This is a genomic window from Ochrobactrum sp. Marseille-Q0166 (genome assembly GCF_014397025.1).
GTDB lineage: Bacteria > Pseudomonadota > Alphaproteobacteria > Rhizobiales > Rhizobiaceae > Brucella.
On sequence record NZ_JACJUO010000002.1, the window covers coordinates 1 to 18,987 of the forward strand.

Here is an 18,987-nt window from a genome sequence, read left to right on the forward strand (position 1 = left end):
CTGCAAAATAATGCTTGCGCGTCGCGCGCCGTATATCCGGTAGACGTTTGCGGAACGGGTTTCTGTCTCATCTTTGCTTCCTTTAATTGAGCTATGATGAGCCGAAAGTCCTCTCTGCTCAATTAACACTGTTTGGTCTCAAAGGCGTTGATGTCGGACAGGTGAAAGCATCGGCGTCGAGTTCAATGTCGATGTTCTGTTGCGCATGGACGGCATGACAATGGTGACCAGGCTGAAAGAAGAGGTGGGAGGTGGGAGCTGGAATCCGTAAACCAAACGAAGCGCGCAAGTTGATGAACCTGCCCGCTGTTGAGGGTGGTGATACGCCTTATCTACAGCAACAGAATTATAGCTTGTCAGCACTTAACAAGCGTGATGCGCGCGAAGATCCGTTCGCGACAGCAAAGCCTGAAAACAAGCCGGAGATATTGCCACTTCCAGAAAGCGATGCAAGCGCCAAAGCGATTGCAGCATTTGCAACGAAAGCCGCGGAGATATTCAAAGATGCAGCTTGATTTCGAAAAACTGGCAACATCCATGATGCTGCCAGTCAAAGGTTACATCGATAAGATCCACGCGGCTTTCAGCGACAGTGTTGCAAAGCTCTCCGAACGTATCACCAAGCTCGAAGCGGTCGACGTGCAGCCTGTCCGTGATGGTTTGCCGGGGCGCGACGGACAACCGGGCAAAGATGGTGCCCCCGGTGCAGATGGTCAGGATGGTTTGGGCTTCGATGATCTTGATGTGTCATTTTATGGCGAGCGCACATTTAAAATGCGTTTTGCCAACTGCGACAACGTAAAGGAATTCGAGTTCAAAGCGCCTTTCATGCTCTATCGCGGCGTTTATAAATCCGGAGAGAACTATGAACAAGGCGACACTGTCACTTGGGACGGTTCTTGCTGGGTAGCTCTCAAGGCGAACGCAGACAAGCCCGGTGACGGCGAAAACTGGCAGCTGGCTGTCAAACGTGGGCGCAACGGCCGCACGTCATCAAACGATGATGCAAAATCGGTCGAGCCGGTGAGAATAGCGTTCAAGGGGGCAAAATCAGATGGTTAAGCTCGTAACTCTTGATGCTGTCAAACGACGTCAGCGCATTTTTCACGATGATGATGATACCGATCTTGATGCTATGATTGAACAGGCATCAGACATCATTCTGAATTATATCAATAAGTCCGACCCAGCATGGAATGATCAAACAGCGCCGCCACATATTCAGGCGGCGGTTTTGCTTCAGGTCGGTTTTATGTGGGCCAATCGTGGCGATGCTGATCCGCTCTATGCACCAGCAGACGGTTATCTCGATCGACGGATTACCTCGATCCTCTATCGATACCGTAAACCCGTTCTAGCGTGAGGTAACAATGCCCTGGATCAAATTCAGCGGTGACTTCAATCACCGCGTAACTCCGGCTGTCACCGTAGCTTACAAGGCTGGCTGGTCTGGCCTTGTCACCACGCCGTGCGCTGAGGCCGCGATTGCGAGTGGCAAAGCATCTCGTTTAAAAACACCACGAAAAGGTGATCTGCCGAATGTCGAAAACACCACGGACGCCTAACGCGGCTATGAATGAACGCGTTGTTTTCCAACAGCGCGAAAATGTCAGAGATGAAGGTGGTGGCGTTCGAGGCGAATGGGTCGACAAGTTTGAAGAGCGTGCCCGGCTGCGTCCGCGTCTTGGATCTGAGACTGTCATTGCGGCAGGGCTTGAAGGTGTTCAGCCTTACACTCTGACAGTGCACTCAAACAGCCGAACGCGCCTTGTTACCCCAGCGTGGCGCATTAGCAACGCGCGGAACGATCGCACCTACAATATCAAATCGATCATGAACCCCGATGAAAGCAACGCCTACATCGAGGCCATGGTGACTGATGAAGGTGGTGGTTGATGGTGCTTCGGGCGAAACTTTTAGGACGCGTGGAGCTGATGAATAAAATCCGCAAGATCGCTCCCAAGGCGATCGAGAAAATGGATGAGGTCAAGTTGCAGGTTGGTGAAGAAGCCGCAGCAGCGATCAAAGCGCGCGCGCCACGCCTTTCTGGTGATTACGCAGAAAGCATTCATGCTGGTCTACAGTCCGACAATCCCGACAAAATCGTCTTCGGCGCTAAGAAGTCGAAAGATCCGAATGCTGTTGGCGCGATCGTGGTGCACTACTTGTCAGTGATGGCAAGACTTGCGGTGTGGATAGCTTGCCTTGGCCGCTACCACATCCACCGACGTGACGGCGGTCTTTTTAGGATGCGTCGCCCATTCCAGGCGGTCTTACTAACCGTTCTGTGCCGGCGTCACCAGCCCGGGGGGGGGGGGGCGCAATTCTGCGCATACCTACCAAACACGAGGACCGAAAGCGCCACCGGCTGATGATGGCCGGTGGCTGCAAAAATCAGCGCCTTCTAAGAATGAAGAAATAAATCAGGACAACAACGACAAGCGGCACACCGAAAAGCCACATAACGCCAGCTGTGAGCATAATGATCTCCTTGTTTATCAATAAGAAAACGAGATCGAAGCGTTTTTGTTCCAGCTGCATGAATCAATAAAGTACGGCGTTATGCCCGGCACCACCCGTAAGCCGCCGTCCTCCGTAATCCGGAGAGCCACGAGGAGACTTTCGCCACCAACTCTCCGTTTCCTTTCGGGTACCACCCCGACAACCGGCATATGGCCTTCACCAAGCCTTGTGTCAATTACCACCTAACCATGAGGGATATCATGTCGAAAGAACAAGCGACCCTACTGGGTGAACTTATGATGCTCAAAGCGCAACATCCAACCTTTAAGTCAAAAATTGGCTTTGTGGATGGCAAGGTCTTCTTTGAAGCGGAGCTGGTCGAGCAGCCATTCGCCGTCAAGGATGATGAAGTGCATATGGAACCGGCAAAGGTTGATTATGAAGCGATCGGCCGGGATGTAGTAAAGCTTATTGGCTTTAACGTGTTCGACCCCCGTAAGCATCTCGGCGACACGTTAGATGAAGCCGTCAAAAGCTGGCGCGATGATATTGCCAGCGTGACCGAGCCATCTTCTGACATTGCCATCAGTATCGGCACGCTGAACGTCAACGTGGCCTAACAAGAATCGGCGACCTCCAACCGCTGACTACAACACGAAGAAAATCGCCCTGCTAACTCGAGCGTAAAAGGATTTTTCACGATTATGGCAACCGATGCAAAACGCCAAAAAAGTCAATGAAATCACGGATAATGGCGGAGGGGGTGTCCGACAATCAATTTACGTATGCACTTGTTATAACTCATATAAATTTCATATTTGTTATTTTTATACCCGACTTCATATCCGGCAATATTAAACACTGCAGTTTTTTAGATTGGTTTTAAACATCAGTAATAACCCAGAGTTTTTTAAACAGAAACTCATAACGCCGGCTCAGAACACGATACCCACAGCAGAGCACGCACCAATATCTCAGTCACCTCTAATTAGTTCATCAAGTTCTTCTTTGGACAAAGAAGCTGTCGCGATCGTGAGTATGATGGCTTGATATATGTTCCAAATAAACGATTTCAGCAGCATTAGCAGGAAAGCGAACCAGCCAACACCAACAGCTACAAGCGCTGCACCTCCGTAAGTAATGATTAATGCATGGCAATCAGCCAAAATTTTGAGAAAGTCGGAAAACGGTCCTTTCGACCCCAACCCAACGAGAACAAATATGCAGGCGATTAAAAAACAAATGTAGTGAACAAATACGAATAAAAAGTTGAAGAATATAAAATGCAGCCTTGAAATACCAGTTTCCTCATATGGTAGTTTGGCTAGCAAAATAAATATTTGCGGCCTAGTTATACTAGCGAATATCGCAAAACCTGTTATTAAAAACCCAAGAATACTAGTCGTATATGTGAAACCTAGCATAGCCACGTTGCGTGTGGTCAATATAGCGCTAACATATGATAGCGGCTCGCCCAATAACCATATTCTTAAAGCCATGAAAAAGGTCAAAACTACAAAGACGCATGCAGCGACACGATAATTAAAGCGCGTCGACGCCACTTTTTGCGCTTTACGATACGCTTGATAAAGCGTCTTTTCAGCAAAGAGAGCGTCTCTCCATTCCATTAATTAAGCCGATCCACGAGGTTTCGCATTTTTTCCGCTTGCTCAGGCTGCTGCCTCGGAAGTCGAAGAGTACCCGATGCAGCTAAACCCAAAAGAGAATTGTAAAGTACCTTTGCAAGTCCCAACTTACCAACTGGAACATCTTCAATCGGCGCGGATACTTGGAAATTGTGGTTGTTCCCCGATAATTTGTTGCCCTCATGGTCCACGCCGTTAAGGATCACATCCTGATTTCCGGTGGCCGTTGCTTCGGTAATTGTCTCAATTGCAATTCCAACATCAAGCCCCTCTTCAGCATTCGCAGCCGTAACCTTCGTGCGATTAGCGTTCAGACTCTCGGATAACTTTCGAATCTCTCCGAAAAGCTCTCCTGCGTCAATATCATCATTCGGGCGCACAATGCGGAAATCGATTTGCTTCAACGTGTCGTAACGCCGAACAAACTGCTCAATACTGTCAGCTCCCGTAAGTGGAACTACTTCGAGCGTAGGACGCGGAAGCGCCTCGCGTAACGCCTTCTTTGTAATTTTGCGTTCTAACTGTATAAGCTTCGTTCTGTTCTGTGCGAGCTCGTAAGCCTCGTTGATGAATTCTTCATAGCGCTTAATCAAAAAAGAACGAACGGTAACTTCAAATGCCCTAAGATCTGGAGCGTTAGGTGTTTCTGGAAAATATGCCATCCGATGATTATTCAGAATTAGCACAAAAAATGCAGATGGTGCGGACCTCATACTTTGTTCGTCACGAACCAAACCGTGCTTCTCATCAAATATTTGGTAGCGGCGAAGCTCTGTATCTTTGATGAAACGACCGGCGAGCGCCATGATAGGAGGCTGCTTTGTCTCGTCTAGAGTTACCAATTCAACATCATAAAGGTGATAGTGAGTTGCCCCATACCTTCGAATGAAGGTGTCACGGGTGAATGCAGGAATCACTATTTCATAAGCGTAATCAAGAAGTACTTTGTCGTCGCCGAACCTGCAGATGAAGTTAGCGAAAGTCGCATTGTGTTGCTGCATATTGCCCCCAATAAAATTGGTACATTAGCTTTGGTTTGCTTGACATCGCAAGAGGCAATAACCGCTTACTTCAAAAGTAAAAATTTAAATAAGGATACTGCAACCCGCCGCATCAACGGCACCTCACCAAAAAAATGTTTCAGCAAAGAATGGAATTACTTCGAAATGGATTATCAAGCGCTAGTTGATATAAGTTGTCAGGGCTATTAGCGGGTTGAGTCTTGGGAGGCGTATTATGAACATAGATATTTCCGCAATTTCACTTGATGTAGAAAACTTTCGACATCAGAAAGTATCTACAGAGCGTGAAGCGATTACCGTTCTTCTTGCCGATGAAAAAAAACATAAGATTGCTGAACTTGCAGAAGACATAATTGAATTAAAAGGACTTGATCCTTCCATCCGCCTCATTGTTACAGAGGACCCGCACAATCCACAGCACTACATCGTGCTAGAGGGCAATCGTCGCATAACGGCTTTGAAAACACTCATCAATCCGTCGCTTGCAACAAATCTCTCCACACACAGCACTTTTCGCGATTTAAGCCCATCATTTCTAGCGTTAAACATTCGGGAAGTAGACTGCGTAATTCTCGACAGGCAGGAAGCCTACAAGTGGATAAAGCGCAAACATTACAAATCCATGGGTGGGAAAGGCACCATGGAATGGGACGCTATCGCCACAGCCAGAGCAGACGCTGCAGAAGGGCGGCCTTCAAAGTGGATGATTGCACTTGCGGAAATCGCTGCACAAGGACATGATGAGAATCTACTTTTAGAAGGCATTGCGTCCAAAACGACAACCGTTGAGCGCGTACTAGGAACCGGGGAGTTTACTTCAGTACTAGGTATTTCTTTCGATCAAAAGAATAACTCCGTACATGTTGAAAATGGGAATAGGGCCGCTGCAGTTCTACTCCTGAAAACAATGCTTTTAGATATGGCCGACAAAAATTTTACTGTGAGTGTAGTGGACGACGCCAAAGCGCAAACTGCATTTATTAAGAAGTATGCGCATCTCAACGTAAAAAAAGCGGCATCTATGGCTGCAGGCTCGACAACAAATAATACGACATATGCATCAGCTGCCGCAAACAACGGCACGAGCAGCAATTCTTCGAGTTCAGCAAATAGTACTGGCCATACTAGCGCAACAGGAAATACAAACGCTAACGGAACAACCGGAAATTCGAGTCCCCGTTCAAATCCAGTGCGCGATAGAAAATTTCTTGCTGAAAAAGGCCTTCGTATAAAAAACAACGCACTTAACAAACTCTATAACGAGCTTCGTAAACTGAACGTTGAAACCAATTCACACATCGGCTCAGCCATGATTCGAATCTTTGTAGAAAAAGCTACAATGGTGTTTTTAGATGATATGGCGATCAACTGTCCTCATCCGGGAGGATGGCAAGAATACAGTATCAAACTGAAAGATAAGGTAGGAGCTGCGCTTCACCGTATAGACCCTAATAAAAAAGACACAGATCTCGCTTATGCACGCGATATTGCAAATGGTACAAAAATCCATGCACACTCTCTGGAGCAATTGAATCGCGCTATTCACGATCATAAAGCGCTACCTGCACCAAGTGAATTAATAATAGTGTGGAACCGACTCCATCCATACTTTCAGCAGATGTTCAAAGTCCTTGAAGCCAATGGAAAATAACGCTGGCCGAGCAAAGACCCGCATGCTACTTCTCGCTTCAGAGAGGTAAACATGGCTAATTATTCTCCATTGCGATATCCGGGCGGCAAAGGAAAACTAGCGCCGTATATTGAGGCCATTCTACAAATGAATGACCTCGAGGGCGCACACTATGCTGAACCGTTCGCTGGCGGTAGTGCTGTTGCATTATCGCTGCTTTTCTCGGAGCGAGTAAAGCAAATCCATATCAACGATTTAGATTGGTCTGTCTATGCCTTTTGGAAAGCTATAATAGATCACACAGATGAGTTTATAGCCAAGATCAATGACACAGAGGTTTCAGTCGAAAATTGGCGACTACAACGTGAAATCAAAAAAGATCAATGTAACCGCAATGTAATTGAAGTTGGGTTCGCAACATTCTTTTTAAACCGTACAAATCGATCTGGGATTCTAAATGGCGGACTTATCGGCGGAGTTTTGCAAGAAGGCGAGTGGAAGCTTGATTGTCGTTTCAATAAAGACGAGCTTGTTGAGCGCATAAAAAGAATTGGCCTTTACCGATCACGTATTAATGTAACCAATTTAGATGCCTCCATATTCCTAACTGAGCATATCGGACAGGTTCGCCAACAATGCCTAGTTTATATTGATCCTCCATATTATGTGAAGGGTGCGTATCTTTATCAAAATCATTTCACACACGACGACCATGTGTCGCTAGCAAAGCACGTACGATCCATAAAGCATCACAAATGGTTTGTATCTTATGACAACGTAGAGCAAATAAAGGTCATTTACAAAGATTGCGAACAAGAGGATTTCAGTATTGGTTACAGTGCTCGCAATTATAGTAAAGGCGCTGAAGTTATGATATTCGGTCCCGGAATTAAACGTCCCGATAAAATCTTTTCTAGTAAAGCCGAATATCGTGCATTAAAAAGAGCATCCTGAATTCAATTATAATAAAAAACAAAAACCCCGCCGAAGCGGGGTTTAAAATGGTCACGACTTACGCAGCCGCGCACTCCCACCACAAATGCAGCCGCATTTTAGCCGATAGCAGTGTCACGAACATACGGAATCTCAACTCACGACGTTGGAGTCACTTGGCAAGGCGTTGAAAGCCGCAATGTTGTTAAAGCCACTTAATTTTCAGAATATTGGCAAGAGCCAGATCCGAATACAAAGCGTACGCTTTTTCACTATTTAGCTCTAAATTTGAAAGATCACTATTTGCCTCCGCCGGTATTTGGAAGACTTGGAAGGGTACTTGGAAAAAAGGAAGACCCGATTAAGGTCGATATAATTGACTTCCTGACAAGCGAACCTAACTTCGTTTTGAATCCAGTTATCGCGAAAGCAACGCCGTCAATCCTTCGCACATCGCATGAAATCGACACGGCACTCAGCGGTCAGTGGTAATAAGTCAATAAAATGCCGAATCATTTGCAAGACTTAGACTTGACCACCCTAATTTAAATAACTTACAAAAATGTTTTTCATATCAGAACCTTATGAGATAAAATTAAAGTATCCCCGCCAGAAAAATATCTACCATCTAGATGGATACAATTAAGGTGCAAAAAAATCTTCCGTTATATCACTTATATCATTTACATTGATACTAATGGATGAGTATAAGTTGGACATAGTACTATAATCATCTTCGAAAGATTCAACAAAAAACTTGGACTCCTTTCCATTCTTATCTACAGTGAATGAAAAATACACCTGATCTGTATCAATATTTGAAATATGTGAAATATATAATTTATAATTCTTATGATTGCATAAATAGGTCTCTGGAGCGCCTTCAATCCATTTGATTTTACTCTCATCCGTGGCTTTAATTAATTCATCTATAAAGTTTCTTAATGAAGTCGGTATCATGCTCGATTTCCCAGTTTGCCCTTTGAAGCCATTTCCATTGCGACTTCAGTTGTGATTAGTGCAAGAGTATTCTTAAGATTGGTATAATAGTTGCTAGGTTGGCGTAAACCGTTACTAGCGACATAAGTTCGAATTATCGCCACGTTTGCTGCTTGAGGTTTAGATGCGTCGTTAATGGATGCATGAAAATGCTGTGAATAAATCTTGTTAACTTGTGTCAACAAAAAAGTAGGAACAGCTTTCTTCATATCAATATACTGCATTATCTGCTCTATAGTAGACTGGCAATCACTCAATAATTTTAAGTCTGCTAAATTTTCAACACGTAGCAATACGTTGTTTGTTTCGGCTTTCACCTCCTCGGCCACGCCACGAGTGCGAATTAGCTCAACAATAGCAAACGATAAACCGTAAAGACTAGCAAAACCAGTAACTGTCGAGAAAACGGCCTGTGAATTCAACATTAGCTGTGGAATAAAATACCATAATGCAAGGAAAGAAATAAAAAAAATTAACGCAATAATTGAGTGTACGCGCTTTTCCTTCAATTTCATTCCACCTTACCACCCTTTGATCAGATATGCCGATTCGAAGCCCCATACTAAAATCAAAACTAGTATCTTCTTTGTGAAATAAGACAATATTGTTTATTGAATAAACACGTCATAAGAAATAGAATTTTAACCGTCATGCATAGCTACTGATAGAACTCCAACATTGAGATCGTTGTCAGCAGAAAAATATATTTATTATTTATCCTTAGCCAAAACCGCCAGAACCTGATCGAGACGCTTGTTGGTCTCCTTGAGACTGCATCAACAATTGAAATCATTGCATAAAATTCAGGTTAGCCAATTCGCGATTTTCGCTTTGTTCCGCAACCCAACGGCTAACCAACCCGGCGGCAGGCACAAAAAAGGCCCTGAGAAATACATCTCAGGGCCTCATGTCATTTGCCGTTCTTAATCTTATAGAAGATCTGGACAATCAGCCAGATAATGCCAAGACTGGAAAGGCCAATTGATAGAACCTTTTCCAAATGCGGAAGCCATGCAGGATTTATAGCTGCAACAGTGGCAAAAGCAGTAGTAACACGATCAGCAAACTGATCTTTCATTTCCAGCATCCCCGCCGCTTGCCGTTCTCGTCGTTACCCTCGACACGCTCAGCCCCTGCCCGATCCACTTTGGTAAGAGCCACCAATCCAACGGGTGACAGGCTATTCGCCCGAAACCCCGCGCAGCTCGTCGCATTCATCGGCTGGCAAGCTGCGACGATGAAGGGCAACAACGCAAAAATCATAATCCGAAAGACCCCGCAGCTTCGCATCGTCCTTTGTCCTTTCCCGTTCAGCTTTCATGTCTGCTTTGAGTTGTGCGGTTTTCGCCCTCTGAAACCCGCTATGATCGCCCCGGTAATATCCGAAGCCAAAAGAAAAGGCGGCTATCGCGCCACCTGTCAAAACCGTTATGAGGGCCGTTTTCAGCCACGGCGGGATAAGTGCAATCAGCGCCATCATCCAAGCTCCTGATGGAGATCCTTGACGGCTTTGTATAAATCCACGCGACGCTTGATGGCATAGACTGCGAACCCACCAACCATGGCGCAGATGAACAATTGAACACGCCAATCCAGCCCGCCAAGGAGTGAGCCGATAGCCGTCACAACCATGCCAAAGCCAGTCAGAATATTCGTGATGACAGTTTTTGACTTTCCCGGAGGCGTTCCAAGCTCGCCGGGATCGGTAACTACTGGCACTTTCTCAATAACCTTTTCGACGGCAGGCTGTGCATTGCCAACCGTTTTGACCTTATTAAGAATAGCTTCGATCTTTGCAGGGGTGACCAAAGCTTTATTGAGCTTATCACCGGCATAGAAGGTCTCGCCTCGCTGTAGCTTGCGATGCGCGCCCTGCACGGCTGCAAGAACCGGGAACGATGCCCATTCCTGCGCGAGACGCTTGCCAAATTCCGTGCGGCTGATTTTGCCAGCAATGAACTCATTGTATCCGCGACGAATAAGCAGGTGATAGCCAAGACGATCCTGCAAATCCGGGTCAAATATCTGCGTGCCGCGCAAACCAAGCTCCCGCGACAAATCTTGCAATGTTGCTCGCATAAATTGGTATCTACCTGATGCAGACGACTTGAAGCGCTTGGTAAATGATGCCTGCGCATCTATCAGATCGCCAAGGTTCATCGCTGTGATTGGTTTCGGCAACTCTCCCTGATTGTGACCATAGATCACGTCATAAGATGCGCGGCCTGTGCTACCCACTTCCGTCTGTGCAATGAAGTCAAGCAAAAGCGCCGCGCCAGCTGGTACGGTTCTATCCATCGTGATTTCCTATTGATGTGAGAATATCTTCGTGCGCAGGGGCGGCATGTCCATCAACGCCCGTAACCCAATGCTATTTCAGTGCATCGGGATTTTTCTTTCGCAGTCGCCCGCTAGGCTCAGCAGAATGTGCGAAGGTATAACTATTCTTCCAGTATCTCAGCTTCGTCGAAGCGTTCGGCTTCAAGTTCCGCAATACGAGCATTTGCGACATTGACCTGTGAGGCCAGCGTATCGACGGCTTTGGCGTAATCCTCAAGCTGACCTTCCTGCCAAGCGATACGGTCTTTGAGCATTTTAATGACGGTGGCCGACATTGTTATTCCTCCGGCTGTTGTGTTTCTTCAGGGTTGACCACCACGGCATCAGCAGGAACGCAGGAGATAATCTGACCGTCAGCCCATGCCGCCACCAGATCGCCGTTGTCGTCAAAGAGACGAACGCCCGAACCGTCTGATTGGAACTTTGCGGCCGAGAGTGTGAGCGTCGGGCCAGAGCGTAAAGACACGTTGAAGTTTTTCATGATGTTTCTCCGTTGATGTTGAAAGCTAAGCCAAGCCGATGGCGCGAAGCTATGGCTTGGTAATTCCGAGAAGGTGGTAACGAATGCCCGTTGGACCGGGCAGATTGGTGTCGCCCGGCGCGTCTGGATACAGAATTGCGCGATAGAAAGTTTCGTGGTTTTGGATAACAAACGTCTGTCTTGACGTTTCATAGATGGCAATGTTTCCCCATCCGCTTTGGTAGTAAAGCCGCACATTGACGTAGTAATTGGCATGGCGGCGAACATCGCCAAAATCAGCCATCACTTTGGGATAAAAGAACATATTTTTGTTCGGCAGAGGGATGTCGAAATAAACGCCGCCGTTACCCGAAGTGAACCGGCTGATTGCAACCCATTCATCCTGCACCACATAGGCAGTCGGCAATCTCGTATCCAAGAGAATGTCGTTGTAATTTGGTGCAGTGTCGCTCGATCCGGGTCGTTTGAACTGTATGCCATTAGGCAAACGCCGGATTATCTTGCTTCCACCCGTGGTGAATGCTGCGGGGCCGTTCGCAAATAGCACAAACTTAGCAGCATGGCCGTAGGCACCTGTCGCACGAAACCGAACCCCATCAGCATCAACGCGGTAAAAGAAATCCACACGTCTGCTATCGTTGCCGGGTGTTGTGTATGACACCGGAGGAAGCTGGAAAATGTTAGAGCCTTCCGGCTTCAAAAACAGTTCCATATGCATCGTCGGGTCGAGGTCAAACGATGTTTCTTTTGGAAAGAAATATGTCTGCCCCGGCGAGATCATTGGTGTTTCGCCAAAGAGAACGCATTTGACCGGCGACTTATCGCTATCCATGATCATATTGCGACGGATAGCCGTCCGCACGTCATAGCCCGGCTTTGCAACAGCGATCCGTGCCTTGCTCATGGATATCGCTTTTTGCCCTGACACGCGTGCGGGTGGCGCAGGCTCCGTTTCAGGTCCAGACGGTAAATCCCAAACCGCAAATGTTATGTTGTCGCCGGGCGTCGAGACGATTGCTGAGTATGTTCCGCCTGTAGTGTCTGCACGCCCCGCCCAGCCATTATACTGAAACTCAGCCGCGATATTTCGGTATTCTGGCAATCCAGTTCTCCCGGCTTCGACATTCGCGAGGATGCAGGAGTTCATGACGCCCCAAGCTCTTGGACCGCCATTAGAATTAGGGAAGTAACCGGCATATGCACGAACCCAGCCATCGCTACCGATGACACGAGCATCTGTAATGGGCGGGAACGGCAGGTCTGTCATTCTACCCAAAAAAGCAATCGGATAGAAATAATCATAGCTTTGGGTGGGGCCATAATTGGAACGAAGCCCCCATAAAGTCTGGCTTAGAGGCTTGCCATCGAGAGAATAACTCCCGGTTGGAAACCGGGATTTATTCAACTCGCCATAAGACTTATGAGCATAATCATACGAAAGTCTCTGAGACTCAGAGTCGAAGTAGAATTTGTCATAATCCCCTATGGCGGTTGTAAATGGATTGTCGTTATCATTCTTCATCACCTTAAGAATTGGACCGACGCCCGGCTTTATTCCCATTCGCACACGCATACGGACCTCACACAAACAAATCCCAATAACCTTCGTTCAAGTTGATAACGAACTTGTTGTCAGAGCTACTGAGTGTTCCGGCTTTAATGTTTCCGGCGTCAACCGAGAGAGCCGCGAGATTGTTGACGTTCATCTTGTCGGCTGTGATTGCACCGGCAACAATGCCGGAACCATCAATCAACACGAAGCCGCCATCGCTCCAAGGTGCAGCTTCCGTGACATAGGGCGGAACCTGCGCGAGAAACGGCTTATAGAGGAACATGTAGCTGTCAGTGCTTCCGGCCCGCGTTCCCAATTTGCGGATATGAATGCCTGCCGCCACTGCATTGGCCGGAGCAACCGAGCGCACCACAAGCCGCTGCCACGTTTCAGGGTTTGTGGAACTTCCACCAAATGCGGCATTCACAGACGCCGACGAATAGGCAGTCGCTCCATCGGCCATTCGCCACTCAATGCGTAATTGAATGTCGCAGCGGTGAGCAGAGGTGTAGACCGAAGCCTCCCACGTATCGCCTGCATTCACTGGATAGCAATATGCTTTCCATCCAGTCTGATCGGGCCTGTTCTGGCGCACATCGATGTATCCTTCCGCCACAGCATTGCTTTGCCAGACGCGCAACGTCGGATTGAGTGGGCCTGCCCATGACGATCCCGCAGCCACAAGACTGAATTGCGACACCCACCCGGCAGGATTGCCGCTTGCGGCCCATGTGCTTAATCCTGCCGTGAACTGCGAGTTTTGAAGAACGTTGCGCGATATCCCGACTGCAAGCTTGTCGGTGGCAATTGAACCCGCAGCAATCTTATCAGCCGTCACAGCACCCGCCGCCAGCTGCGCTGCGCTGATCGCACCGGCTGCGATTTTCCCGGCTGTGATGGCGTTGGCTGCAAGTTTGTCGGTTGTCACAGAACCAGCTGACAGATGATTTGCGGTTATCCCGCCATCAACGATCAGTTCTGCACCCGCCTTAACACGCACCTGAAATGACGTAACATCCAAACGGGCATTACTGCCTGACCTGTTTGAATAGACACGTATTTCTGCAGTCGATGCGACCGTAGGCGGTGCGAAATCTCCTGAAAACCGCGTGAACGTAGGCGAAGTTGGCGTGTTTAAAACAGTGCTGTAGGTGGCTAGTGCCGCTCCGTCCTTATCGTAGTAGTGAATTCGGGCGAGCATATCCGCCGTGCCTGATGGGAACGCTCTCGCCTGACAGGATAGCACGTATTTACGATCCAAAGAGACCGCAAACCGTGACGAATTCATATAGTTGCCGTATCCGGTAGCTCCGGTAGTATACATATGCACGAAGATGTTTTTTACATCTACGTTCACATCGCCGGTCGTTGTGGTTATCCAGTCGCCCCTCAACGTCCAACTACCAGCAATGTCTTTTACCTGACTATCGGGTACTAAGTTGGTCCAGTCAGTGAGTATAAGCTCTCTTGCAGTGATGGAATTAGCAACCAGCTTATCGCCAGTTATTGCATTCGCCGCTATCTTACTAGCGATAACCGCGTTGGCGGCAAGCTGGTCAGTAGAAACCGCAGCTGCTGCTATTTTTCCAGCTGTGACAGAGTTAGCCGCTAACTTATCCGAGGTTACAGCAAGCGCGTCTAGTTTACCCGTAGTAACTGCACCGGCAGCTAGTTTATCAGTTTCGACAGCCCCGGCAGCGATCTTCCCTGCAACAACCGCACTAGCCGCCAACTTAGGCGTGGAAATAGCATTGTCGGCTATCTGTGTTCCGACAATCGTTCCAGTTATTTTCGTGGCTTCAAGTGCGGCTATCTGCGCAGCCTCGATCTGCCCTGTAATATCGCTTGAGGCAACAGTAGAGACCCACCCCGTTGGTGTGTACCTATAAAGTTTGCTGTCGGTGGTCAGATAAACTACGCGACCTACTACGTTGTCGGTGGTTGGAAGGGCGCTAACTATCTCTACAGGTTTTATGGACGAAGCAAACTTCGACGCACTAATAGCGCCTTGCACTATCTTGTTAGCAGTTACAGCGTTATCGGCGATCTTGACCGAAGTAACCGAGCCGTCTGCGATACCCGTCTCAGGCTTAACCCATTCGGCCCCATTCCACGTATACATTTTGCCGTCTGCAGTGTTGTAGAACTGCCTGCCGTCAAAATTGCCTTGCGTGGGCATCTGCTCGCCAATCTCAATCGGCGTGATGTTGTTTGCAAAATGATTGAGCCGGATCGCTTCATCGGCAATCTTGTCGAACTCAACCGATGCGGCCGCAAGTTTCGCAGCCGTTATTGCTCCCTCTCCAATGTCTTTATCAATCAGAAGAATACGCGGCGTTTTAACCGGCATCCATGCGGATGGAATGACCTGCCGACCAGAATAAGGAACGTAGACGCCTTGAACCGCATAATCTTCATCAGGCAGGAAAATGCCATTGAGGATGACCGAACGGCTTGGATTGTCGTAATCGGGATCGCCATAAGGAATTTCGCCATCGAAGACGATTTCCAGCGTGCTTGCCAGCTGTACTTTCACACGTACAGCACGCACGTCAGTCATGTTTGCAGCAAAAAACACCTCAATGCTTGGTCGACGTGAAATCCCTTCAGCGTCCTTTAATTCCGCAGGCTGGACACCCCAACCGACCATGATCTGCGCAGCTGGCCAATTCGGAGTAAGAGGACCAACTGACCACGGCAGTGTGTCGCGATCTGCATTCCAAATGTAATCCGATGGATCAACCTCAGTGATTGATGCAACCTGCGTAACATTCGGCTGATCATCCAGCCCCATGATCTCGAAATGCTTATTCTGATAGCCTTCCTTCGGGCTTGTCAGTGCAATCACGTCGAAAGGATCAAGAACGGCAGCCCACGGATGCAATGTCACAATATGCTTACGGAAACGACGATTTGCCTTGGCGAGTGCCATCATCAGGCGTTGCACCTGATTTGCGAATGGCACTGCATTAAACTCAACGTCAGCAAGCAGAATGCGGCCTTCGTCCTCAGCTTCATATTCAGGAAAACGACGCTGTGGCGCGTCTTTCATTTCCCATGCAGCATCAGGGCTGGGCCATGTGCCTGTCACGCCGTTAAAGGTATTTTCCAGACCCGGAAACGCGTCAAACTCACGCTCTTTGCTGATGACAAATTCACCATCACTGAGAAACGCAACCGGCAGACCGGGCGGGCCGACGCGGACACTGTAAATACCGCCGCTTTCTGATATGCGTCCATTACAGGATTTGAGAAGCTCCTCGATCACGTCCATCGGATCTTGATCGAGCGTGCGGATTTCATAGCCGCAGCGGAACTGCTTTTCGAATTGGCCATTCTCGTTCTGCACGAGAATATCGCATTCGTTCATCGCAGCCATCCAGCCGGATAGCGGAAAGCCCCAAGGCTTTACCGTTCCACCCCAGATGAATTCGCCCTTATAATGGATGCCACGCAAAATGTTGTAGATGATAACGATAGGGTTATCGGTCCACTCATATGTGCTTTCAACGCCCCAGCGATGCGGACCATTGCCGCCAACACTGCTATCCTTGCGCGGATCATAGAGCTTGATGCCCTGCACCTCGAAACGAAAAGCAGGGATAGCCGTCATCAGGTGACGTTCATACTCAGCCGTCGCAATAACATAGGCAACGCCACGACCAACCATATCGGACAGCCATGGGCGCTCGTCGCCTGCAAACTTGGCGACAAGTTCCGCATCAGCGGCAGTCTGATCTCCCAAATAATATTTGAGAAACGTAAACCACCAACGCGAGTATTTGTATTCTGCAATTGGATAGCTGGTTGCGCCAAGCTTGGCGGCTTCCGAACTTGTCACAATGCTGGGATCGCGATTGCACGTTTCGCCATTCACAAAGACGCGGTTGCCGATGCTTTGAACCGGCAAATCAGAAACCGTGATAACCTGCGTCAGAATAGCATTTTCAACGTCATCGACTTTGCCGAATGAATTGACAAATTCCAGATGACCGGCTGTGGCATAGGTGCCGACGATAAAAGACAGCGACTTGTCGCCGCCCAACTGCACCTGACCGACGATGCCTGGCTGCGTCTGCTTTTTAGCAGACATTTTCGCGAGCAGGCTTGAACCCAGCTGAAACGCAATGCCAAATGCCAGCTTAATCAGGGTCGCAGCAATGCCGCCAGCCTTGAGCAGACCAACAACCGCGCCGATGGCAGCACCAACCGGCCCCGCATGCGCAGGCAGCATCATGCAGAGCGTGAGTGAAATCACCCACGCCGCAACGCGCAAGATTTTCATGATGTTTACCCGTTAGTGAAAGGGAACGTGAAACGTCCGCTTGGCGTCTAAAAGCGCCACCGTGCCGATACCGGCCTGATCAGGGCGAAGCACATAAATGCGCTGCCCTTGCACCACGCCAAGCGCGATGCCTTCATCTGTTTCTATTGCAGCCAAATCACCGACATGTGCCGATGACGGATGGCATTCCTCAAAGATTGAAGCGGCCATTTCCGCGTGATCGGCAAAGCCTGATTTTCTCAGCTTGCGCAGACCGCCAATGAGCGTTTTGTATTTGCCGCGATATTCAGCGGCAAAATCTGCGCCCGTCATGGCTTCAACTGCACCGGCAGCAAACAAGGCACAATCATGCTCGCCCCATTTGAAAGGCTTGTGCGCGACTTCATAGAGATAGGCTGAAAGGCGCGGGCGCCAATCTGGATAACGTTTGATCGTCATTTCTTTGCCTCCCCCCAGAATATGTTTTGAAGCCATTCGCCAGCCACATCTGTATGCCTGCGATACCGATCACCTTGACGGCGTTTTTGCTGTTCATCCGACCGGCGCAATGGATTGGTCTTTGTGAGCTGGCGCGTATGCGAAACACAGGTCAGTTCAATATTTCCCGATCCGCCAGCGGCAGGCGTGTTAATCTTCATATTATTGACCCAGCCAATAAACCGCGAACGCGCAGGCGCTACCGGCAGCATGGTATCAACGTCGAAATAACCGCGATGGATTTGGATTGGTGCATGACGCACTTCATAGCCGCGAACTGCCAACTGTGTTGCGGCATCCACCTGACTAAGCAAAATGCGGATCGAACGAATGGTCAGATCGCTTTCCTGCGGGATGGCAGGAATGTCAAGCAATGAGCCTGCGCCGTGATATGTCCGCATAATCGGCAAGTTGGTTTCTGGGTTAATGACAGCAACGTCTTGAACGTCTAAACCATTCCAGAAGCCAATTGCCTCAACCCCGCCATTGTCGCGGTTCTTGGCCTCAATCCATAGCAGATTAAATGGCGCAATAGCCTCGCGGTTCTGCAAGGCCGCAAGTGTCGCCTGATCATATGATTTCATGGGCGTTGCACGATTTCAAATGTGATGGCTGGGAAGTTACCAGTCGAAGGCACCTGCAAAGTTCCCGGCACAATGAACACCTTAGCTGCGGGCTTAATAAAACTCACAATCAGCCCGGAAGTGATACCTGCAGGAAAGTGAGGATAAATGCCAATTAGAGCAGTGGTGCCGTTTGCCGATGCTATGCCATCAGTGGTCAAACGTCCGAGGTAACGGCGGACAGGCTGCGAACCATAATCAATTGCCACCATATCACCCGCCGTGAGCTGATAGCGCGCAGGGAGAGATTTGAACGACAATGATTTGTTGTTCGTGCCAACCAGATCAATCGTAGGTGTAGCGGAACCCAGAATTACACCACCGGAATCTTTCGCAGGGTAGAGATTGGTCGGGCTGGCAAAATAGAAATTACCAATCGGCCGCCCAAAGCTTCGAGACGCGCTTGCAGGCTGCGTGCAACCAGACGGTTGACCGGCTGCAAGCTGACTTGAGCCGCCCATCTGCTTGGAGCAAGTTTTGCCGCCAAGACTTCGCCTGTGCCTAAGCCAGAATATTCCATCTGTTCTTGAATGACC

Annotated in this window: 23 protein-coding genes; 9 read left to right on the forward strand and 14 right to left on the reverse strand. The window is 48.6% G+C overall.

The features are described 5' to 3' along the window. The first annotated feature begins 251 nt into the window (after positions 1-251). From H5024_RS21140 to H5024_RS11165, 7 genes are all read left to right on the forward strand, one after another. The gene (locus tag H5024_RS21140) at positions 252-515 is read left to right on the forward strand and encodes a hypothetical protein (RefSeq protein WP_210309686.1); all 264 of its coding nucleotides are present in this window, start codon (positions 252-254) and stop codon (positions 513-515) included. Further along, positions 505-1,062: a collagen-like protein gene (locus H5024_RS11140; RefSeq protein ID WP_187546807.1), complete on the forward strand. Its 558-nt coding sequence runs from the start codon at positions 505-507 to the stop codon at positions 1,060-1,062. Before H5024_RS21140 ends, H5024_RS11140 begins: the two co-directional genes overlap by 11 nt. Further along, entirely contained in the window at positions 1,055-1,363 is a 309-nt protein-coding gene (locus H5024_RS11145) for a head-tail connector protein (protein ID WP_187546809.1), read from the forward strand. The genes H5024_RS11140 and H5024_RS11145 overlap by 8 nt, the downstream gene beginning before the upstream one ends. Positions 1,364-1,370: 7 nt before the next feature. Continuing rightward, on the forward strand, positions 1,371-1,565 hold the full coding sequence (locus tag H5024_RS11150; RefSeq protein ID WP_187546811.1) for a hypothetical protein: 195 nt from the start codon (positions 1,371-1,373) through the stop codon (positions 1,563-1,565). Beyond that, positions 1,540-1,896, forward strand: a complete 357-nt coding sequence (locus H5024_RS11155; protein WP_187546814.1) for a phage head closure protein — start codon at positions 1,540-1,542, stop codon at positions 1,894-1,896. The genes H5024_RS11150 and H5024_RS11155 overlap by 26 nt, the downstream gene beginning before the upstream one ends. Further along, the gene (locus H5024_RS11160; protein ID WP_187546816.1) at positions 1,896-2,372 is read left to right on the forward strand and encodes an HK97 gp10 family phage protein; all 477 of its coding nucleotides are present in this window, start codon (positions 1,896-1,898) and stop codon (positions 2,370-2,372) included. The genes H5024_RS11155 and H5024_RS11160 overlap by 1 nt, the downstream gene beginning before the upstream one ends. 351 nt (positions 2,373-2,723) lie before the next feature. Then, complete coding sequence (locus tag H5024_RS11165) at positions 2,724-3,083, forward strand: hypothetical protein (RefSeq protein WP_187546818.1); 360 nt, start codon at positions 2,724-2,726, stop codon at positions 3,081-3,083. A gap of 354 nt (positions 3,084-3,437) precedes the next feature. On the opposite strand, the gene H5024_RS11170 is transcribed toward H5024_RS11165, so the two are convergent. Further along, positions 3,438-4,091, reverse strand: coding sequence for a hypothetical protein (locus H5024_RS11170; protein WP_187546821.1), 654 nt, complete (start codon positions 4,089-4,091; stop codon positions 3,438-3,440). Continuing rightward, positions 4,091-5,110 (reverse strand): hypothetical protein, encoded by a 1,020-nt coding sequence (locus H5024_RS11175; protein WP_187546822.1) that lies wholly within the window; start codon positions 5,108-5,110, stop codon positions 4,091-4,093. The genes H5024_RS11170 and H5024_RS11175 overlap by 1 nt, the downstream gene beginning before the upstream one ends. Before the next feature lie 235 nt (positions 5,111-5,345). On the opposite strand from H5024_RS11175, the gene H5024_RS11180 reads away from it, so the two are divergent. Together H5024_RS11180 and H5024_RS11185 are read left to right on the forward strand one after the other, a co-directional pair. Continuing rightward, positions 5,346-6,782: a hypothetical protein gene (locus H5024_RS11180; RefSeq protein ID WP_187546823.1), complete on the forward strand. Its 1,437-nt coding sequence runs from the start codon at positions 5,346-5,348 to the stop codon at positions 6,780-6,782. A gap of 51 nt (positions 6,783-6,833) precedes the next feature. Then, positions 6,834-7,715 (forward strand): DNA adenine methylase, encoded by an 882-nt coding sequence (locus H5024_RS11185; RefSeq protein WP_187546824.1) that lies wholly within the window; start codon positions 6,834-6,836, stop codon positions 7,713-7,715. A gap of 621 nt (positions 7,716-8,336) precedes the next feature. Here H5024_RS11185 and H5024_RS11190 read toward each other — a convergent pair. The 12 genes from H5024_RS11190 to H5024_RS11245 all read right to left on the reverse strand — a co-directional run bounded on the left by H5024_RS11190 (position 8,337) and on the right by H5024_RS11245 (position 18,912). Further along, complete coding sequence (locus H5024_RS11190; RefSeq protein ID WP_187546826.1) at positions 8,337-8,654, reverse strand: hypothetical protein; 318 nt, start codon at positions 8,652-8,654, stop codon at positions 8,337-8,339. Then, the gene (locus tag H5024_RS11195; protein ID WP_187546828.1) at positions 8,651-9,208 is read right to left on the reverse strand and encodes a hypothetical protein; all 558 of its coding nucleotides are present in this window, start codon (positions 9,206-9,208) and stop codon (positions 8,651-8,653) included. Before H5024_RS11195 ends, H5024_RS11190 begins: the two co-directional genes overlap by 4 nt. A gap of 395 nt (positions 9,209-9,603) precedes the next feature. Then, positions 9,604-9,771: a hypothetical protein gene (locus tag H5024_RS11200; RefSeq protein WP_187546830.1), complete on the reverse strand. Its 168-nt coding sequence runs from the start codon at positions 9,769-9,771 to the stop codon at positions 9,604-9,606. 102 nt (positions 9,772-9,873) lie between these two features. Then, positions 9,874-10,173 carry a hypothetical protein gene (locus H5024_RS11205; protein WP_187546832.1) on the reverse strand — a complete coding sequence of 100 codons (300 nt, stop codon included), beginning with the start codon at positions 10,171-10,173 and terminating at the stop codon, positions 9,874-9,876. Beyond that, the gene (locus H5024_RS11210) at positions 10,170-10,991 is read right to left on the reverse strand and encodes a hypothetical protein (protein WP_187546834.1); all 822 of its coding nucleotides are present in this window, start codon (positions 10,989-10,991) and stop codon (positions 10,170-10,172) included. Before H5024_RS11210 ends, H5024_RS11205 begins: the two co-directional genes overlap by 4 nt. A gap of 143 nt (positions 10,992-11,134) precedes the next feature. Then, the gene (locus tag H5024_RS11215; RefSeq protein ID WP_187546836.1) at positions 11,135-11,308 is read right to left on the reverse strand and encodes a hypothetical protein; all 174 of its coding nucleotides are present in this window, start codon (positions 11,306-11,308) and stop codon (positions 11,135-11,137) included. A 2-nt stretch (positions 11,309-11,310) separates the two neighbouring features. After that, on the reverse strand, positions 11,311-11,514 hold the full coding sequence (locus H5024_RS11220; RefSeq protein WP_187546839.1) for a hypothetical protein: 204 nt from the start codon (positions 11,512-11,514) through the stop codon (positions 11,311-11,313). A 49-nt stretch (positions 11,515-11,563) separates the two neighbouring features. Beyond that, complete coding sequence (locus H5024_RS11225) at positions 11,564-13,087, reverse strand: hypothetical protein (protein WP_187546844.1); 1,524 nt, start codon at positions 13,085-13,087, stop codon at positions 11,564-11,566. Positions 13,088-13,094: 7 nt separating this feature from the next. Then, positions 13,095-17,351, reverse strand: a complete 4,257-nt coding sequence (locus H5024_RS11230) for a phage tail protein (protein WP_187546846.1) — start codon at positions 17,349-17,351, stop codon at positions 13,095-13,097. Between the two features lie 12 nt (positions 17,352-17,363). Then, positions 17,364-17,789 carry a hypothetical protein gene (locus H5024_RS11235; protein ID WP_210309687.1) on the reverse strand — a complete coding sequence of 142 codons (426 nt, stop codon included), beginning with the start codon at positions 17,787-17,789 and terminating at the stop codon, positions 17,364-17,366. Beyond that, positions 17,786-18,412, reverse strand: a complete 627-nt coding sequence (locus H5024_RS11240) for a hypothetical protein (RefSeq protein ID WP_187546849.1) — start codon at positions 18,410-18,412, stop codon at positions 17,786-17,788. Before H5024_RS11240 ends, H5024_RS11235 begins: the two co-directional genes overlap by 4 nt. Then, positions 18,409-18,912, reverse strand: a complete 504-nt coding sequence (locus H5024_RS11245) for a hypothetical protein (RefSeq protein ID WP_187546850.1) — start codon at positions 18,910-18,912, stop codon at positions 18,409-18,411. Before H5024_RS11245 ends, H5024_RS11240 begins: the two co-directional genes overlap by 4 nt. Positions 18,913-18,987 lie beyond the last annotated feature (75 nt).

What these genes read in the sequence shown, in the direction of transcription:
- H5024_RS11175 (WP_187546822.1), bottom strand. Translation starts at nt 5,110, where the DNA reads ATGCAGCAACACAATGCGACTTTCGCTAACTTCATCTGCAGGTTCGGC.
- H5024_RS11205 (WP_187546832.1), bottom strand. Translation starts at nt 10,173, where the DNA reads ATGATGGCGCTGATTGCACTTATCCCGCCGTGGCTGAAAACGGCCCTC.
- H5024_RS11185 (WP_187546824.1), top strand. Translation starts at nt 6,834, where the DNA reads ATGGCTAATTATTCTCCATTGCGATATCCGGGCGGCAAAGGAAAACTA.
- H5024_RS11245 (WP_187546850.1), bottom strand. Translation starts at nt 18,912, where the DNA reads ATGGGCGGCTCAAGTCAGCTTGCAGCCGGTCAACCGTCTGGTTGCACG.
- H5024_RS11160 (WP_187546816.1), top strand. Translation starts at nt 1,896, where the DNA reads ATGGTGCTTCGGGCGAAACTTTTAGGACGCGTGGAGCTGATGAATAAA.
- H5024_RS11180 (WP_187546823.1), top strand. Translation starts at nt 5,346, where the DNA reads ATGAACATAGATATTTCCGCAATTTCACTTGATGTAGAAAACTTTCGA.
- H5024_RS11210 (WP_187546834.1), bottom strand. Translation starts at nt 10,991, where the DNA reads ATGGATAGAACCGTACCAGCTGGCGCGGCGCTTTTGCTTGACTTCATT.
- H5024_RS11230 (WP_187546846.1), bottom strand. Translation starts at nt 17,351, where the DNA reads ATGAAAATCTTGCGCGTTGCGGCGTGGGTGATTTCACTCACGCTCTGC.
- H5024_RS11200 (WP_187546830.1), bottom strand. Translation starts at nt 9,771, where the DNA reads ATGAAAGATCAGTTTGCTGATCGTGTTACTACTGCTTTTGCCACTGTT.
- H5024_RS11215 (WP_187546836.1), bottom strand. Translation starts at nt 11,308, where the DNA reads ATGTCGGCCACCGTCATTAAAATGCTCAAAGACCGTATCGCTTGGCAG.
- H5024_RS11165 (WP_187546818.1), top strand. Translation starts at nt 2,724, where the DNA reads ATGTCGAAAGAACAAGCGACCCTACTGGGTGAACTTATGATGCTCAAA.
- H5024_RS11170 (WP_187546821.1), bottom strand. Translation starts at nt 4,091, where the DNA reads ATGGAATGGAGAGACGCTCTCTTTGCTGAAAAGACGCTTTATCAAGCG.
- H5024_RS11220 (WP_187546839.1), bottom strand. Translation starts at nt 11,514, where the DNA reads ATGAAAAACTTCAACGTGTCTTTACGCTCTGGCCCGACGCTCACACTC.
- H5024_RS11190 (WP_187546826.1), bottom strand. Translation starts at nt 8,654, where the DNA reads ATGATACCGACTTCATTAAGAAACTTTATAGATGAATTAATTAAAGCC.
- H5024_RS11235 (WP_210309687.1), bottom strand. Translation starts at nt 17,789, where the DNA reads ATGACGATCAAACGTTATCCAGATTGGCGCCCGCGCCTTTCAGCCTAT.
- H5024_RS11240 (WP_187546849.1), bottom strand. Translation starts at nt 18,412, where the DNA reads ATGAAATCATATGATCAGGCGACACTTGCGGCCTTGCAGAACCGCGAG.
- H5024_RS11140 (WP_187546807.1), top strand. Translation starts at nt 505, where the DNA reads ATGCAGCTTGATTTCGAAAAACTGGCAACATCCATGATGCTGCCAGTC.
- H5024_RS11155 (WP_187546814.1), top strand. Translation starts at nt 1,540, where the DNA reads ATGTCGAAAACACCACGGACGCCTAACGCGGCTATGAATGAACGCGTT.
- H5024_RS11225 (WP_187546844.1), bottom strand. Translation starts at nt 13,087, where the DNA reads ATGCGTGTGCGAATGGGAATAAAGCCGGGCGTCGGTCCAATTCTTAAG.
- H5024_RS11145 (WP_187546809.1), top strand. Translation starts at nt 1,055, where the DNA reads ATGGTTAAGCTCGTAACTCTTGATGCTGTCAAACGACGTCAGCGCATT.
- H5024_RS11150 (WP_187546811.1), top strand. Translation starts at nt 1,371, where the DNA reads ATGCCCTGGATCAAATTCAGCGGTGACTTCAATCACCGCGTAACTCCG.
- H5024_RS11195 (WP_187546828.1), bottom strand. Translation starts at nt 9,208, where the DNA reads ATGAAATTGAAGGAAAAGCGCGTACACTCAATTATTGCGTTAATTTTT.